14 protein-coding genes are annotated in these 14,731 nt (G+C 55.8%); 13 read left to right on the forward strand and 1 reads right to left on the reverse strand.

Annotated elements, in window-relative coordinates; all coding sequences use genetic code 11:
• The first annotated feature begins 57 nt into the window (after positions 1-57).
• The 6 genes from LA5095_RS20720 (at position 58) to LA5095_RS20745 (ending at position 6,224) form a co-directional block, all read left to right on the forward strand.
• Positions 58-1,098 carry an ABC transporter permease gene (locus LA5095_RS20720; protein WP_082442833.1) on the forward strand — a complete coding sequence of 347 codons (1,041 nt, stop codon included), beginning with the start codon at positions 58-60 and terminating at the stop codon, positions 1,096-1,098.
• Entirely contained in the window at positions 1,095-2,063 is a 969-nt protein-coding gene (locus LA5095_RS20725; RefSeq protein ID WP_035898329.1) for an ABC transporter permease, read from the forward strand. The genes LA5095_RS20720 and LA5095_RS20725 overlap by 4 nt, the downstream gene beginning before the upstream one ends.
• Positions 2,060-3,586: a sugar ABC transporter ATP-binding protein gene (locus LA5095_RS20730; RefSeq protein WP_055118391.1), complete on the forward strand. Its 1,527-nt coding sequence runs from the start codon at positions 2,060-2,062 to the stop codon at positions 3,584-3,586. The genes LA5095_RS20725 and LA5095_RS20730 overlap by 4 nt, the downstream gene beginning before the upstream one ends.
• Positions 3,583-4,446, forward strand: coding sequence for an amidohydrolase family protein (locus LA5095_RS20735; protein WP_055118392.1), 864 nt, complete (start codon positions 3,583-3,585; stop codon positions 4,444-4,446). Before LA5095_RS20730 ends, LA5095_RS20735 begins: the two co-directional genes overlap by 4 nt.
• Before the next feature lie 288 nt (positions 4,447-4,734).
• Positions 4,735-5,847, forward strand: a complete 1,113-nt coding sequence (locus LA5095_RS20740; RefSeq protein ID WP_055118394.1) for a mandelate racemase/muconate lactonizing enzyme family protein — start codon at positions 4,735-4,737, stop codon at positions 5,845-5,847.
• A gap of 47 nt (positions 5,848-5,894) precedes the next feature.
• Positions 5,895-6,224: an L-rhamnose mutarotase gene (locus LA5095_RS20745; RefSeq protein WP_055118396.1), complete on the forward strand. Its 330-nt coding sequence runs from the start codon at positions 5,895-5,897 to the stop codon at positions 6,222-6,224.
• A 184-nt stretch (positions 6,225-6,408) separates the two neighbouring features.
• Here LA5095_RS20745 and LA5095_RS20750 read toward each other — a convergent pair whose 3' ends face one another.
• The gene (locus LA5095_RS20750) at positions 6,409-7,476 is read right to left on the reverse strand and encodes an ABC transporter ATP-binding protein (protein ID WP_055118988.1); all 1,068 of its coding nucleotides are present in this window, start codon (positions 7,474-7,476) and stop codon (positions 6,409-6,411) included.
• Between the two features lie 182 nt (positions 7,477-7,658).
• On the opposite strand from LA5095_RS20750, the gene LA5095_RS20755 reads away from it, so the two are divergent.
• From LA5095_RS20755 to LA5095_RS20785, 7 genes are all read left to right on the forward strand, one after another.
• Positions 7,659-8,390, forward strand: a complete 732-nt coding sequence (locus LA5095_RS20755; protein ID WP_082442832.1) for a GntR family transcriptional regulator — start codon at positions 7,659-7,661, stop codon at positions 8,388-8,390.
• On the forward strand, positions 8,387-9,358 hold the full coding sequence (locus LA5095_RS20760) for an alpha/beta hydrolase (protein ID WP_144436137.1): 972 nt from the start codon (positions 8,387-8,389) through the stop codon (positions 9,356-9,358). Before LA5095_RS20755 ends, LA5095_RS20760 begins: the two co-directional genes overlap by 4 nt.
• Before the next feature lie 28 nt (positions 9,359-9,386).
• Entirely contained in the window at positions 9,387-10,604 is a 1,218-nt protein-coding gene (locus tag LA5095_RS20765) for an ABC transporter substrate-binding protein (protein WP_055118401.1), read from the forward strand.
• Positions 10,605-10,777: 173 nt separating this feature from the next.
• A complete protein-coding gene (locus tag LA5095_RS20770; protein WP_055118403.1) occupies positions 10,778-11,683 on the forward strand; it encodes a carbohydrate ABC transporter permease in 906 nt (301 codons plus the stop codon).
• Positions 11,680-12,513, forward strand: coding sequence for a carbohydrate ABC transporter permease (locus tag LA5095_RS20775; protein WP_055118405.1), 834 nt, complete (start codon positions 11,680-11,682; stop codon positions 12,511-12,513). Before LA5095_RS20770 ends, LA5095_RS20775 begins: the two co-directional genes overlap by 4 nt.
• Before the next feature lie 19 nt (positions 12,514-12,532).
• Entirely contained in the window at positions 12,533-13,420 is an 888-nt protein-coding gene (locus LA5095_RS20780) for a sugar phosphate isomerase/epimerase family protein (protein WP_055118407.1), read from the forward strand.
• Positions 13,417-14,409, forward strand: a complete 993-nt coding sequence (locus LA5095_RS20785; protein ID WP_055118409.1) for a Gfo/Idh/MocA family protein — start codon at positions 13,417-13,419, stop codon at positions 14,407-14,409. Before LA5095_RS20780 ends, LA5095_RS20785 begins: the two co-directional genes overlap by 4 nt.
• The last annotated feature ends 322 nt before the right edge of the window (positions 14,410-14,731 follow it).

A 14,731-nucleotide genomic window follows, 5' to 3' on the forward strand; every position in this document is an offset into this window, starting at 1 on the left:
TCTTGGAGGAGCGACCCCGCTCCTCCATCTTTCCTGCACGGCAATCGGTAGTCGACAATGTCCCAGATCGAAAACGAAAATAAGACCGGGTCCTCGGCCATACCCAAACAGGGACGCCGTTTCGACCCGATCCAACGCTTCCTCTTGAGCAATGAATTCGGGCTGATCGTCCTCATCGTTGTCTTTGCGATCATCTTCTCAACCGTTTCCCCGATGTTTCTTTCGAAGTTCAGCCTTTACGCTCTGGGCAGGACATCGGCTGTCAATATCATGATCGGCTTCTCGATGATGATCGTTATTGTCACCGGCGGTCTGAACCTCGCTGTAGGGGCGATTGGCGTGTGCGCGGCCATGGCAGGCGGCTGGTTGATGCAGGCAGTTGGCCTGCACTGGCTTCCTGCCTTGATGGGCGGGCTGGCAATTGGCGGGCTCCTCGGTGCAGTCAATGGTGTGCTGATCGTTCGAAGCGGCCTGCACAGCTTTGTCATAACGCTCGCAACCATGAGCATCATGTTCGGTGTCATGATCTTTCTGACCCAGGCAGAATCGTATCGCGAGATTTCTCCCGCCTTTACCGCATTTGGCCGGATGAAGCTCTGGGGTGTCATCCCGCCGATGCTGCTGGTTACGATCGGTATCGGCATCTTGCTCTGGGTGCTGTTCGTCTATAGTTCGCTCGGCCGGCAAATCCTTGCAGCCGGCGCAAGTCCAGCTGCGGCTGAATTGTCGGGGATCCATGTCGACAGGATGATCGTCTGGTGCCACGGCCTGTCGGGTGTTCTTGCCGGCGTTGCCGGTTTCATGCTGGTTTCGCGAACCGGCGCGGCAATTCCTTCCATGGCGGGTCAACTTGGCCAGGACTGGCTTTTGCCTGCATTCCTGGCCCCTGTGCTCGGGGGAACCCTTTTGACCGGAGGAAGAGTTTCGGTTCTCGGGACACTTCTCGGCGGTTTTCTCGTGACAATGCTGACCAGCGGACTGCTGCTGATGCAGGTGGGCGCCTTTTGGATGCAAACCTATCTCGGTCTTTTGCTGCTCCTGGCAGTTCTTCTTGATCTTGCCCGTCGCTCTTATCTGTCGAGGAACAAGCTGGTATGAAGCGAGAGTTTTTGAAGCAGGACTGGTTCGGCCCCTTCATTGTCACCTTGTTGGCGATTGTAATTGTCGGTGCACTGAAGCCCTCGTTCCTGTCGCCGTTCAACATTCAGATCCTTTTGCTCGCCATCTCGGTCAACGCGCTGGTGGCCTTTTCCCAGATGGTCATCATCGCGATCGGCCAAATGAATCTTTCGGTCGGAGCAATCGGTGGACTTGCCGCGATTTCGTTTGCCGGAATGATGGAAATATGGGGACTGCCCTGGCCCCTCGCCGCAGTCTTGTCGCTCGGAATAGGCCTGTTCGCAGGACTGACGAACGGATTGCTCTGTGCCTATACGGGTATTTCGGCCTTTGTCATCACGCTGGCAACCTTGTCTGTTTTCAAGGGCATAAATCTCGGCATTACCGAAGCGCAGCCATTTTATGATGTTCCGGAAGTCGTCAAATGGCTTGGCAATGCAACAATGGTTGGACCGATCCCCTGGCTTGTCGTTCCATTTGCGCTGTCCGCAATCGCACTATGGTACCTGTTGTTCCGACTGCCACTCGGGCGTTCGGTGCTCGCAGTGGGTGGCAACACCCATGCGGCGGAGTTGTCAGGCATCTCGGTGCCCTGGATTGTTGTCTTTGCTCACTCGGTATCAGGTCTTCTTGCTGCGTTGGCAGGTATAATGCTGGTTGCCCGGCTACAACTGGGACAGCCAAGTATCGGTGACGATTGGCTGATCCTGAGCTTTGCCGCACCGATAATCGGTGGCGCGATCCTGACCGGCGGCCGCGTGAGCGTCGGTGGCACCTGTTGCGGTGTCGCCATCGTGGCAATCATCACCCAGGTTCTGGTGCTGTTCAACATCGACCCGTTCCTGGTGCAGGTCGTCCTGGGTGGCTTGATCCTCTGGGCAGTCAGTGTGAACCGTATCCGTGAAGTCAGGGAGCAGCGCAAGGCTGCTGCTGGTGCGTCATGAGCAACCCTGTATTCGAAGCCACCGACGTCACGAAAGTCTTTCCGGGCGTGCTCGCTCTCGACAAGGTGGGCTTATCGTTGTCGCCAGGATCAATTCATGCGCTTCTTGGTGAAAACGGGGCCGGCAAATCCACACTGATCAAGATCATGACCGGCGTGCATAGACCTGACGGCGGGTTGATGTCGCTCGACGGGAAACCGTTTTCACCCCATACACCACGCGACGCAATTTCAAGCGGGGTTGGTGTCGTCCACCAGGAACGGAACCTGATCCCGCAGTTCTCCATTGCCGAAAACATATTCCTGGAACGGCTGAGCACCACGCCATTCAAGAAAATCGACTACCCAAACTTGTATGCTGAAGCCCAGAAGTGGCTCGACCTCCTGGAAATCGATGCCAGGCCCGAGACACAGGTTGACAAGCTCAACGTAGCCAGAATGCAGTTGGTCGAAATTGCAAAGGCATTGTCACTGGACACCCGTATTCTCTTGCTCGACGAACCGACAGCGTCACTGACCCAGCACGAAACGGAGACATTGTTCGGTATCCTGAACCGGTTGCGGCAGGATGGTGCGAGCCTTGTATTCGTCAGCCACAAGCTTGAGGAAGTCCAGGAAATCTGTGACCGGGTAACAGTCTTGCGCGACGGTCACAACGCCTGCGAAAGCCGATCCCTGACGGGACTGGACCGACAAGATATCGTTCGCCTCATGATCGGGAGAAGCGAGCAGATTCCGCAATGGAGCCAACGTGACAACTCCGGCCACAATGTAGCGCTCGATGTCCAGAATGTTGCGACCCAGGATGGACATCGCAACATAAGTTTCCAGCTTCGCAAGGGGGAAGTTCTGGGCCTTTACGGTCTTGTCGGCTCAGGACGGACAGAACTTGCCAAAGCACTGATCGGGGCCGGCAAGGTTACGTCCGGCGATATCCTGATCAATGGCGAGAAAGCCTCGATAAGCTCTGTAGCTGACGCTCTTCACAACTACAGTATCGGATATGTCAGTGAAGATCGCAAAGGAGAAGGATTGATCCTGATCCATTCGATCCTGGAAAATGCCGGTATCACCGTCTGGAAACGATTGATGAATGCGATCGGGCTCGTGACGGATGGAAAGGTTGAGAGCGCTGTCGATCCCGTACTTAAGAAGCTTGAAGTGCGAACGCCGTCATTGCGACAGATAGTCGGCAATCTCTCAGGTGGAAATCAGCAAAAGGTCAGTGTCGCCAAATGGTTGGCTGCAAACGTCAAAATCCTGATCGTGGACGAACCAACTGTTGGTGTTGATATCAAGACAAAAGCCTACGTCCACGAATTGATCCGGGAGCTTTCCGACGCAGGCACTTCAATATTGCTTATCACGAGCGACATGCCTGAAATGGTCACGGTCGCCGACCTAATTCTCGTCATGGATGAGTTCGAGTTGCGTGGCGAAATCGTGAATGATCGCAATTACGACGCAGTCAGCGAGCGCATCATGCATCATATTCATGGTTCCACAGAGGAGGCTGCCGAATGAACCGTCTCATCGACACGCATCATCATCTCTGGGATACAGCAAAAACGGACTATCCCTGGATGACGGCAGAACTTGATGCCATCCGTCGTCGGTTCGACACGGACGACCTGCTCGCGGTAACCGGTCCGGCTGGCGTGACAGGCACCATTCTGGTGCAGACCCGGAGCAGTTTCGAAGAATCCCAGGAATTTCTGGCAGTTGCAGCGGATACAGACCTGATCCTCGGGGTCGTGGCTTGGGTCGATTTGAGCTCACCCGATGTTTTCGAACAGATCACGACCTTGAAATCGGGAAAGGGTGGAACCTATCTCGTTGGCATTCGTCATCAGGTTCACGATGAGGAAGACGAGAACTGGCTGTTGCGGGAGGACGTTCAACGCGGACTGTCCGCCATTCATGCCCAAGAACTTGCCTATGACCTGTTACTGCGTCCACGTGAGTTACCGGCAGCCATCGGTGCAGTACGGAACCTGCCGGACATGCATTGGGTGCTGGATCACATAGCCAAACCGGAAATCGCGAAGTGTGGCTGGCAGCCTTGGGCAGATCACATCGAAGACCTTGCAAAAGCATCACCGACTTGTTGGGTCAAACTGTCAGGTATGGCGACCGAGGCAGACTGGAATGCATGGACCATCGATGATCTGAGACCCTATGCAAACCACATCATAAAGTCATTCGGACCGCAACGATGCATGCTCGGTTCGGATTGGCCCGTCTGCCTTCTTGCTGCGCCATACCGAAGAATTATGGACACGGCACAGGACTTGATCACGAACCTTCCCGCTGATCAGCAGGCGGACATTTCGTTCAGCAACGCAATAGAAGCTTATCGGCTGGAACCTGATGCGAGGAACTGAAAGCGTGAACCGTGATGCGCAGTCATGCAAGACCCTGCGAGCGCTGCAACCTCCGGCAACCGGCGTCTTGCACATTGCTCCTGTCGCGCTCCATCACGCACACCGGACAGCTGGATGCCGCTATTCCCATGCGGTCAGATCATGGCCAAGTCAATGTCCGAGACAGATGTTTGGGATCATCGCGCCATTGTGCCTTCATCAATCGGCTCAAGGGACTGTCCGTGCTGCTTCTTGTTGCCGTGGCCACGTCGATGCATCTGACCTGAGGCGAAGAGAAGGAAGCAGCGCATGGCAGTGATCAAGCGGGCGGAATTGACTATGGTTGACCTCAAGCCCAAGGTCGAACGCACCGATGCTATCCAGGCCTTCGTGAGTCAGGAAACGCCCATTCTCCGGTTGACCGATGCAGACGGCAACGTCGGAACCGGGTACAGCTATACCATCGGGTCAGGTGGACCGGCGATCATCAGCCTCTTGCGAGAAACGTTGCTGCCGAAATTGATGGGGCGAGAAGCAGAAGAAATCGGAGGCATCTGGCAAGATCTGCTGTTTTCCACCCACGCAACGTCAGTTGGCCCGATCACATCCCTTTCGCTTGCCTGCATTGACACTGCCCTTTGGGATTTGCGTTGCCGTCGCGCCAACCTGCCACTTTGGCGCCTGGCTGGTGGCGTCAAGCAATCGGTCCCGCTCTACACGACCGAAGGAGGCTGGTTGCAGCTTCCGCAAGAAGCGCTTGTTGCCGATGCGGTCGCGATGAAGGACGCAGGCTTCACCGGTGCCAAAATAAAAATAGGAAAACCCACGATCGCCGAAGATCGCAGCAGGCTTGCAGCTGTGAAGGAAGCCGTTGGCGACGCATTCCGCGTGAAGGTTGATGCGAACCAGTCATTTGATCTCGCGGAGGCGATCCGGCGTGCGGACATGTTGGCAGATGTCGGCATCGACTGGTTTGAAGAACCAATGCGCGCGGATGACATCGGTGCGCATCAGGTCCTCGCACAACGCTCACGCGTTCCGATTGCCGTGGGTGAAAGCATGTACAGTCTGAGCCAATTCAAGGATTACCTTGAAAGAGGAGCCTGCCACATCGTGCAGGCCGATGTGGCACGGGTTGGCGGAATTACGCCATGGCTCAAGATTGCCCACATGGCTGAGGCATTCAACGTCCCTGTTTGCCCGCACTTTTTGATGGAACTGCATGTTGCGCTTGTTTGTGCGGTACCCAACGCTCCTACACTGGAATACATCCCTCAACTCGACGACGTGACGCGCAAACCGATGAACGTGAAGAACGGTTTCGCTATCCCTTCCGATGAGCCTGGCCTGGGTATTGATTGGGACTGGGAAGCGATTGGCCGCCTTTCGGACCCAGGTCACAACGTCTGTGTGACGTCCTAGCCGCATATGATGCAAAGGATGGATTGTCAGAACATGAAGGATTGAAAATGCAACGTATCGGGATGATGGTTGGCATTCGAGCTGAAAAGATTGAGGAATACAAGCGACTGCACGCAGACGTCTGGCCAAGTGTTCTCGCGCAGATTTCCCGCAGCAACATCCGCAATTATTCAATTTTTCTGCGCGAGCCGGAAAACGTTCTGTTTGGCTACCTCGAGTACCATGGTGAGGACTTTTCGGCTGACATGGCACGAATGGCGCAAGACCCGGAAACGCAGAGATGGTGGACGCTGACCGACCCCTGCCAGGAACCCCTGGCATCACGCGCGGACGGTGAGCAGTGGTCCATGATGGAAGAAGTTTTCTACTACAACTGAAATTGCTACCAGGTGCGTTGACAGGAACATGTCCAGCTGGCCTTTCAAGTACCTAACCTGAAAGGTGCGAACCTTGGTTTCACAAAGAAATAAAACGGTTTGCGCGCTTGCTTGTGTCTGATGAGGCGTGCCGCTTGAAAGTTGACCCTGAATGCGGTGAACCGACTGCTTCAGCCTTCCAGCGTCAAAGCCGCAGGTGCGTCTCAGCATCGAACAGATGAACATCCTGCGGGCTTACCTTCAAATGAAGTACGCTGCCCGGACGCAAGGCAGGATCGGGAGCAAGACGGGCGGTCAATTCCTGTCCATCCAGCATGCAGATTGCCATTGTGTCGGACCCAAGCGGTTCCAGAACGTCGATTGTTGTCTGAAACATTGCTTCACCCGCGTCGCAAGGCGTCAGGTGCTCGGGCCTGACGCCGACAAGAATTTTTCCCTCCGCCGGAAATCTTTTCCCAGGCAACGAAATCGGAACGCCTCCGATCCTGATTGCCGCCCCGGCCTCCCCGGTGCTGCAAGTACCATCCAGAACGTTCATCTTGGGCGACCCGATAAACTCCCCGACAAATCGCGTTTTCGGAGATGTGTAGACGTCGACCGGTGCCCCTTGTTGTACCACTTCACCATCCTTGAGAATAACCACCCTGTCCGCCAGCGTCATCGCTTCGACCTGGTCATGGGTGACATAAATTGTTGTCGTCTTGAGGAGACCGTGCAGACGCTTGATCTGCGTGCGCATGTCCACGCGCAACTTGGCGTCCAGATTCGACAGGGGCTCGTCAAACAGGAACACCTTGGGCCGGCGTACGATTGCCCGTCCCATCGCAACGCGCTGACGCTGTCCGCCGGACAACTGGCCGGGTTTGCGGTGCAGGAGTTGGGTGATCTGCAAGATGTCGGCCGCCTGTGCCACTTGTGACTGCCGTTCGTCCGCCGTCATTCCGCGCATCTTCAATCCAAAGCCGATGTTTTCGGCAACCGACATGTGCGGATAAAGCGCATAGTCCTGGAACACCATCGCGATATCCCGCGCTCGTGGCTCGAGATCATTCACCACCTTACCGGCGATCTTGAGATGCCCTCCGGTAATTTCCTCAAGACCGGCAATCATGCGAAGGAGTGTGCTCTTGCCGCATCCTGACGGACCGACAAATGCCACGAACTCTCCGTCCTCGACTTCAAGGTCAACCCCTTTCACAGCGCAGAACGCACCATATTTCTTAACAATCCCCTGAAGTTGAATTTCGGCCAAGTCCACCTCCAAATACTCTCAGCACGCCTGCTGCCACTGCCTTGTGCCATGTCTCGCGACCCTGGCGCATTTGGCATTCCACCGGGGTCGCTCACACTCCACTTGCCGCACAGGCTTGACCGGCATCACATTATCGGTACATTATCGATAACGTTATCGATACACAAGAGATCAAACGAGATATGGCGGCTGAAAGCTTCGACGATCAGGGCAGTAGCAAGATGGGCAGGGCCAGACAGCAGATGCGCAGAAGCGCAAAGCGCAGCCACGTCATCTTTGAAAGCCTGCAAAAGGAAATCATGCTGGGGCAGCTCCCCCCCGGCACGACCATCCTGGAACTGGAACTCGCCAACCGTTTCGAATGCAGCCAAAGTACTGTGCGCGAAGCTCTCATGTTCCTTCAGACCGATGGTCTGGTCGAACGCCTGCATCATCGCGGCACTTTCGTCGCGGACAGCCGAATTGAAGATGCACGCGAGCTTATCCTGATCCGGCATGACATTGAATGCAGAGGCGTCAGACGGGTGCTGAGCCGCTTTGGCCCGTTCCTGCGAAAGGAACTGGAGGCCGATCTCGACGGAATGCGGGCGGCGGCCAAGAATGATGACGAATACCAGTTGTCACTGCACGACCGGAACTTTCATTTGAACCTCTACAGCGCCGCCGACATGCCGACCGTGCGTCCAATCCTGCGCCGCTGCCTGATCCACAATCATCGTTTCAAGATCCTGAATTCAGAGCCTAACCGCGGGCTTTTGGAAACTGCCGAGCGCCATGTTGCCATTTTGGATGCCCTGGCTGCGGGAGATGAGACAAACGCTGTCCAGGCATTGTCCCACCACATCACGACAATCGTTGATTTCGGTCCCAGCATCCTGACCGGCGACGCGGAAAAACCAGAGCCCGGCCAATGACTTTGCCAGAGCCAACTCCCTCTGACCTCATACCGTCCGAGCGCATGCAGTGGCTACTGGAAAAACTGGCCATGGAAGACGCCGGTCTGGGTGACCCAACGCAGCTTTCGCCGGTCGAGGGGCGCGCGCTGGCCGAGCAGACCAACCAGCGCTGGAATACAGACCTGCCGGAGATGACTTCAACCGATTTTGCCGTTCCGGCTTCCGAAGGTCACACGATCGAATGCAGATTGCTCAGCCCGTCAAATGCAAACGGGCTGATTATGTTCATTCATGGTGGGGGCTGGGCATTGTGCAGCCGCGATACGCACGAAAGAGCAGCCCGTCTCCTGGGGCTTGAATCAGGGGCTCATGTTCTGACATTCGACTACCGGCTGGCGCCCGAAGCACCCTATCCGGACGGGCTGAAAGACTGCTTGACGGTCTGGGAAGCAATTCTTGGCGGACACGACAAGCTTCGCGATTGCGGGCGGCCTTCGGCTGTTGCAGGCGACAGCGCCGGAGCCAACCTCGCCTTGTCCCTGCTGCTCTCGCTGCAGACTGATGGCAAGACACTTCCTGACGCAGCGCTGCTATTTTACGGTGTCTACGATGCGAATTTTCAGACCGTCTCCTATTGCGACCAAAGGGACGGCCCGGGCCTGACCCGAGAGAAAATGAAACGTTACTGGGACTGGTACGTTGCCAAAACGGACCTACGCAGTACTCCACTGGTTTCACCAATGCAGGCAAGCGACGCACAGCTTCTTGCTCTTCCGCCGCTTTTTTTGAATGCGGCAGCGATCGATCCCCTTCGCTCAGATACGGAAAATCTCGTCCGGCGGCTACGCAGCCTTGGCCGCACGGACCCCTACATCCTTTATCCGGGCGTCGTCCATGGGTTCATGCAAATGAGCCTCGAATTACCCGAAGCACGATTGGCTGCCACGGAAGCCGGGAGGGCTTTTCGCGAACTAACAGGTAACTGAAAACAAACAAATTCAAGAGGAGGAAGTCATGCCCAAACTCGTATCGGTCGCACTGGCCCTCGGCCTGCTGGCCGGAACCGCTGCCGCCCAGGCGGATGAAACCGTCAGGTTCTGGTATCATTTCGACAACGCCGACAATCCGATGTCCGAACTTGTCGCCAAATTCGAAGCAGAAAATCCGGGCATCAAGATTGAAGCCGAGAACATTCCCTGGAACAGTTATTACGACAATCTCTACACGTCGATTGTTGCAGGCAATGCACCCGATGCGGCAATGGTGAAGATGTTTGCCCAACCCCGCCTTGTTGAAATGGGCGCGCTGGAGCCGATCGGCGACAGGATCGATGCCTGGGAAGGGAAAGCCGACTTGCAGGACAATCTCCTGAACCTTGCACAGGCTTCTGACGGCAACTCCTATTATCTGCCGGTTCAGTACGTGGTTCTATACCTGTACTACCGGCAGGACATGTTCGAGGAACTGGGCCTGGAAGTTCCCAAGACATGTGACGACTTCCGTGATGCGGCAATCAAGTTGACACGCGATACTGACGGCGATGGTCAAACCGACGTTTACGGCTTTGGTTTCCGGGGAGGCAAAGGTGGCCACGATCACTGGGGAAGCCTGGTTCTGTCCCGCAGCGGTGTCGACTTTTCCAAGGACAGCCTCGGGAGCGAGGCCGGTGTCGCAGGTTCCCAGTGGGTGGTTGATCTGTTCCAGAAAGACAAGGTTTTCCCGCCATCGGCGCCCAATGACGGCTTCAAGGAAGTCACAGGCGCTTTCAAGGCCGGCAAGACGGCAATGACCATTCACCATATCGGATCTTCCAATGGCATGGTCGAAGCTCTCGGCGACGCCGTTTCCGCTGCGCCGGTTCCCGAGTGCGGTGGTGGCCACTGGACGGCGTTTGGCGATGAATCAACCGCCATATTCTCGTCGGCACAAAACAAGGACGCTGCCTGGAAATGGATCTCGTTTCTGTCAAGCGAAGGCAACAACAAGGAATTCAACATGGCGACCGGACAGCTTCCCGTTACCAAATCGGATTCCGAAAACTGGACCTTGCATGAAAAGCGTTTTGTCGATGCAACCGTCGGCTCCCTGCCATTCGCAAATCTCTTGCCGAACACGCCTGAAACATCCGATTTCGTAAACACGGTCTGGCCGGTGAACATGCAACGTGCCCTGACGGGAGAAATTACCGCGGAGCAGATGAACGCCGAAATCAACAAACTTTACAATCCGTGAGCTTGCTGTGGCGGGGTGTTCGGTTCGGAGCCGAACACCCCGCTTCAAGGTGATCACGTCAACGGGAAATTCATGGACCGCATTTCTTACCTGCCTTCGGAAACACCGCCGGATGCGCCAACCCGAAATTGCACGCCACGCTCACATCATCGGCTCCGGACGGACAGATAGACATGCTCACGATGAACGAACCGATGGGCCGGGCAGCCCTGGCCAGAAAAGTGCTCCCCTACGCACTTCTTTCGCCTGCCGTTCTGGTTACCCTCGCCATCGTCTTCTTTCCGATGATCCAGGCTGCCTGGATGAGCCTGCACGACTACATTCTTTGGAAACCCAAGGATTTCACGTTTGTCGGCCTCAAGAACTTCGCCACGGCCCTTGGTGACGAAGTGTTCTGGATTTCTCTGAAACATACCGTCATCTGGATCGCACTGACCATCCCGGCCCAGCTCCTGCTTGGACTCGCGACAGCTTTGCTGCTCAATCAGGAATTTCCCTGGCGTCCGTTGGCCAGAGCGCTCGTCATCATTCCCTGGGCACTGCCCAGCGTCGTCATCGCGCTCATGTGGGTCTGGATATATGACGCCAATTACGGGATCCTGAACGAATTCATGCTCAGGCTGGGACTGATCAAGGCCTCCGTTCCCTGGCTTGCCGATCCCGATACCGCGCTTTATGCGATCATACTGACGCTTACCTGGCAGGGTTTTCCCTTCTTCGCGGTCATGATACTTGCAGGGCTCCAGTCCATCCCAAAAAGCTATTACGAGGCGGCGTCGCTGGATGGCGCCAGCACACTTCGACAATTCTGGCACATAACCTTGCCGGGCATTTCCGGTGTTCTGATCACTGCCGTACTGCTACGGACAATCTGGGTCGCCAACTCGATTGACGTCATTTTCGTGATGACCGGAGGAGGTCCAGGTTATGCCACGTACACGTTGCCTCTTTATGCCTTCATCAAGGCGCGAACCAATCTCGACTTCGGTTACGGATCTTCGCTGGCCGTCCTTTTCACTCTAATGCTGCTTGGACTTGTTGTCGTTTATCTGCGCCGTGCAGGACGGGGGATCGATTGATGGTCGGCCGAAAATCCCTTGTGAAGCGCCTGCTAACCGTCGATCTGCCGATGCTGGCAATTCTGACTTTCACCCTTGGCCCTTATCTGTGGATGCTTCTGACCTCGCTGACATCGGAAGACCGATTATTCACGGAAGGGCCGAGCCTGGTCGGAGCGACAATTGAAAACTACGTCCGGTTGTTCGCTACGGTCGGCTTCCTCACAAATCTGGTCCATTCCTTCATTATCGCAGCGGGAACTGTCGTGGTTGGCCTCACCCTTTCGGTCACCGCCGCTTATTCCTTTTCGCGCTTTTCATTCCGCGGCAAGCGGTATCTTCTGCTTCAATTCCTCATCATCAACATGTTTCCTGTCGTGCTTCTGATCCTGCCACTTTTCGTGATGATGCGGGTCCTCGGCATCCTGGATACGCATCTGGCCCTCATCATAGCCAATGCCACGGTAGCCATTCCGTTTTCAGTCTGGATGATGACCAGCTACATGAACGGTATTCCCAGAAGCCTGGACGAAGCAGCGATGACAGACGGCTGCAGTCGCCTCGGAGCCTTGTGGCGAGTCGTGCTGCCACTTTGCACACCGGGCATCATCGCAACAGGTATCTATATCTTCATCACCGCATGGAACGAGTATCTTTACGCCCTCACTCTGGGCGGGCGGAACGTGAGACCCATCACAGTCGCGATTCAGACCCTTATCGGCGAATACGAAGTCGAGTGGGGTCTTCTGACGTCAGGCGGCATCATCGGCGCCCTGCCCGCCACGATACTATTCCTTATCGTTCAAAAACGCCTGATCAGCGGCCTTACTCAAGGAGCGGTCAAGGGATGACAACACACAGGGCCTCAAAGTGAAAAATCCGGTCGGTATAATTTCCATGCAATTCGTGCGTCCGTTCACGCGCGAAAATCTCGGCCTCTTCCAGTCCATTCGTGATCTTGGATTCGACTTTGTCGAACTGCTGGTTCCCGAACCCGGAGACAACCTTGACTTGACAGAGACACGGCAGGCGCTGGACGACGCCGGAATTGACGTCGTGCTTGCAGCCCGTGTCAACCTTCAACGATCCATCGCAAGCGAAGATGCCACCTGCCGCAAGGGTGGGATCGAATATCTGAAACGCTGCGTTGATGTGGCGGTGCAGCTTGGAGCAAGGGTTATTGGCGGCCCGCTCTACGGCGAACCTCTGGTCTTTGCCGGACGTGCTCCGGCCCCCTGGAGTGCAGAGCAAATAAGAGCGCGATCGGATCGCACAAAGGAAGGGCTTGCGAATGTGTCTTCTTTCGCAGCAAAGGCGGGCTGCGTCCTTGCGCTGGAAGCCCTGAACAGGTTCGAAACCGATATCGTCTCCACAACGTCTCAGGCCATCGAGGTCGTGGACGCGGTGTCCTCACCCGGCCTTGGCATTGTTCTGGACACATTTCACATGAACATGGAAGAACGCTCCATCACAGGTGCCATCCACGCCGCAGGATCTCGGATCGTACATTTTCAGGCCAACGAAAATCATCGTGGCTTTCCGGGAACCGGACATCTGGACTGGCCGGCCATCATGCGAGCACTCGTGGACACCGGATATGACGGCCCGATTTCGCTGGAACCATTCCGCCGCGACGACGACAGGGTCGGTCTGCCGATTGCCCATTGGCGCGCACCGCGGGAAGACGAAACTGAAAAACTCAGGACGGGGCTTGCCCTCATCAGGTCCTGTCTGGCCATGGCGGGATCGAACCAATGACGTTGAATATCGGATGGATCGGATGCGGTCGCCATGCCACACAGATGCTCATGCCGCAACTCGGACGCAACGACCTCAGAGTTGCAGCGGTGTGCGACATCAATACGGAAGCAGCTGCACGTGCTGCCTGGCAGTATGGCGCAGACGAAGTCTATGCCGACTATCGCGACCTGATTGCTCACAAGGGACTTGATGCCATCGGCATGGCGGTGGGGCCGGACCTTCACCATGTTGCCTCAATCGAAGCTCTGAAGCAGGGCCTTCCAGTTTTCCTGGAAAAGCCGCCTGCAAAAAATGCGGGCGACACGGCGGAAATTGCTTCGGCATCCGACAAATATGGAAAACCTGTTCTGCTCGGGTTCATGAAACGGTATTCGACCGGCAACAGAATTGCCGGCAACTATTTGAAAAGCGGTGATTTTGGAGATGTTCTGGGTGTCTCGGGAACCTACATGACCGCCCCAACCTATTTTGCCGGTGAAGTCGATTTTTCAGGCTTCTATCTCCATCACTGTGTCCACTACATGGACCTGATTCCCTGGTTTGCCGGTTCGGACTTTACCGACATGGCACTTCGCAAGAATGAGCCCAAGCCCGGCCACCTTCTCTTCCATCTCAATTTTGAATGCGGAAACGGGGTCATCGGGACAGTCATTATGGGAACTGTTCAATCACGCGGCACACCGATGGAATTTATCCAGATCATGGGTGACCATGTTCGTCTCGAAGTGGACAACATCATCAATGTGGCCTGCTATCGCGATCCGCCCTTCAAGGCAGAAGACCCTGCAGCAACATTGCTAGTTGGCGCGGACACCCTGTCCTGGACACCAAATTTCACCGCCGCCGCAAACGAGGACCACAAAGGCTACAACGCGCTCATCGCAGACGTCGCAAATGCGTTGAAAGGAGGCCCGTCGAACGCCCCGGATATCAGGGACGGTGTGCGGGCAATGGTAAATCTGGAGCGCATGATTGCTCTCATTTGAACAAGCCGCAGACCGCGTTCCCCCGGTATGTGCGGCTAACTGGCGGGTGGTCGGTCGACAGATCGATCGCCCGCCGGGCTCGCGCCGGCAACGACCATTTTCAAGGAATATCGGCGACGACGAAACATCTGCCTTGTCATTTTCGCTCACGACAGAACTGATCGGAAAATTGATCTGTCGCAGAACTGATCTGGCCCGCGACGACCGGTTCGACAACACCACTGGCCGCACTCTACTGGCCCGGCCGGATGCAACAGCGGCAGGAGGCAACCAGGGTAAAACTGCAGCCAGGCAATCCTAAACCGACATCAAGAACACGGTC

This window comes from Roseibium album (assembly GCF_001404515.1).
Classification (GTDB): Bacteria; Pseudomonadota; Alphaproteobacteria; order Rhizobiales; family Stappiaceae; genus Roseibium; species Roseibium album.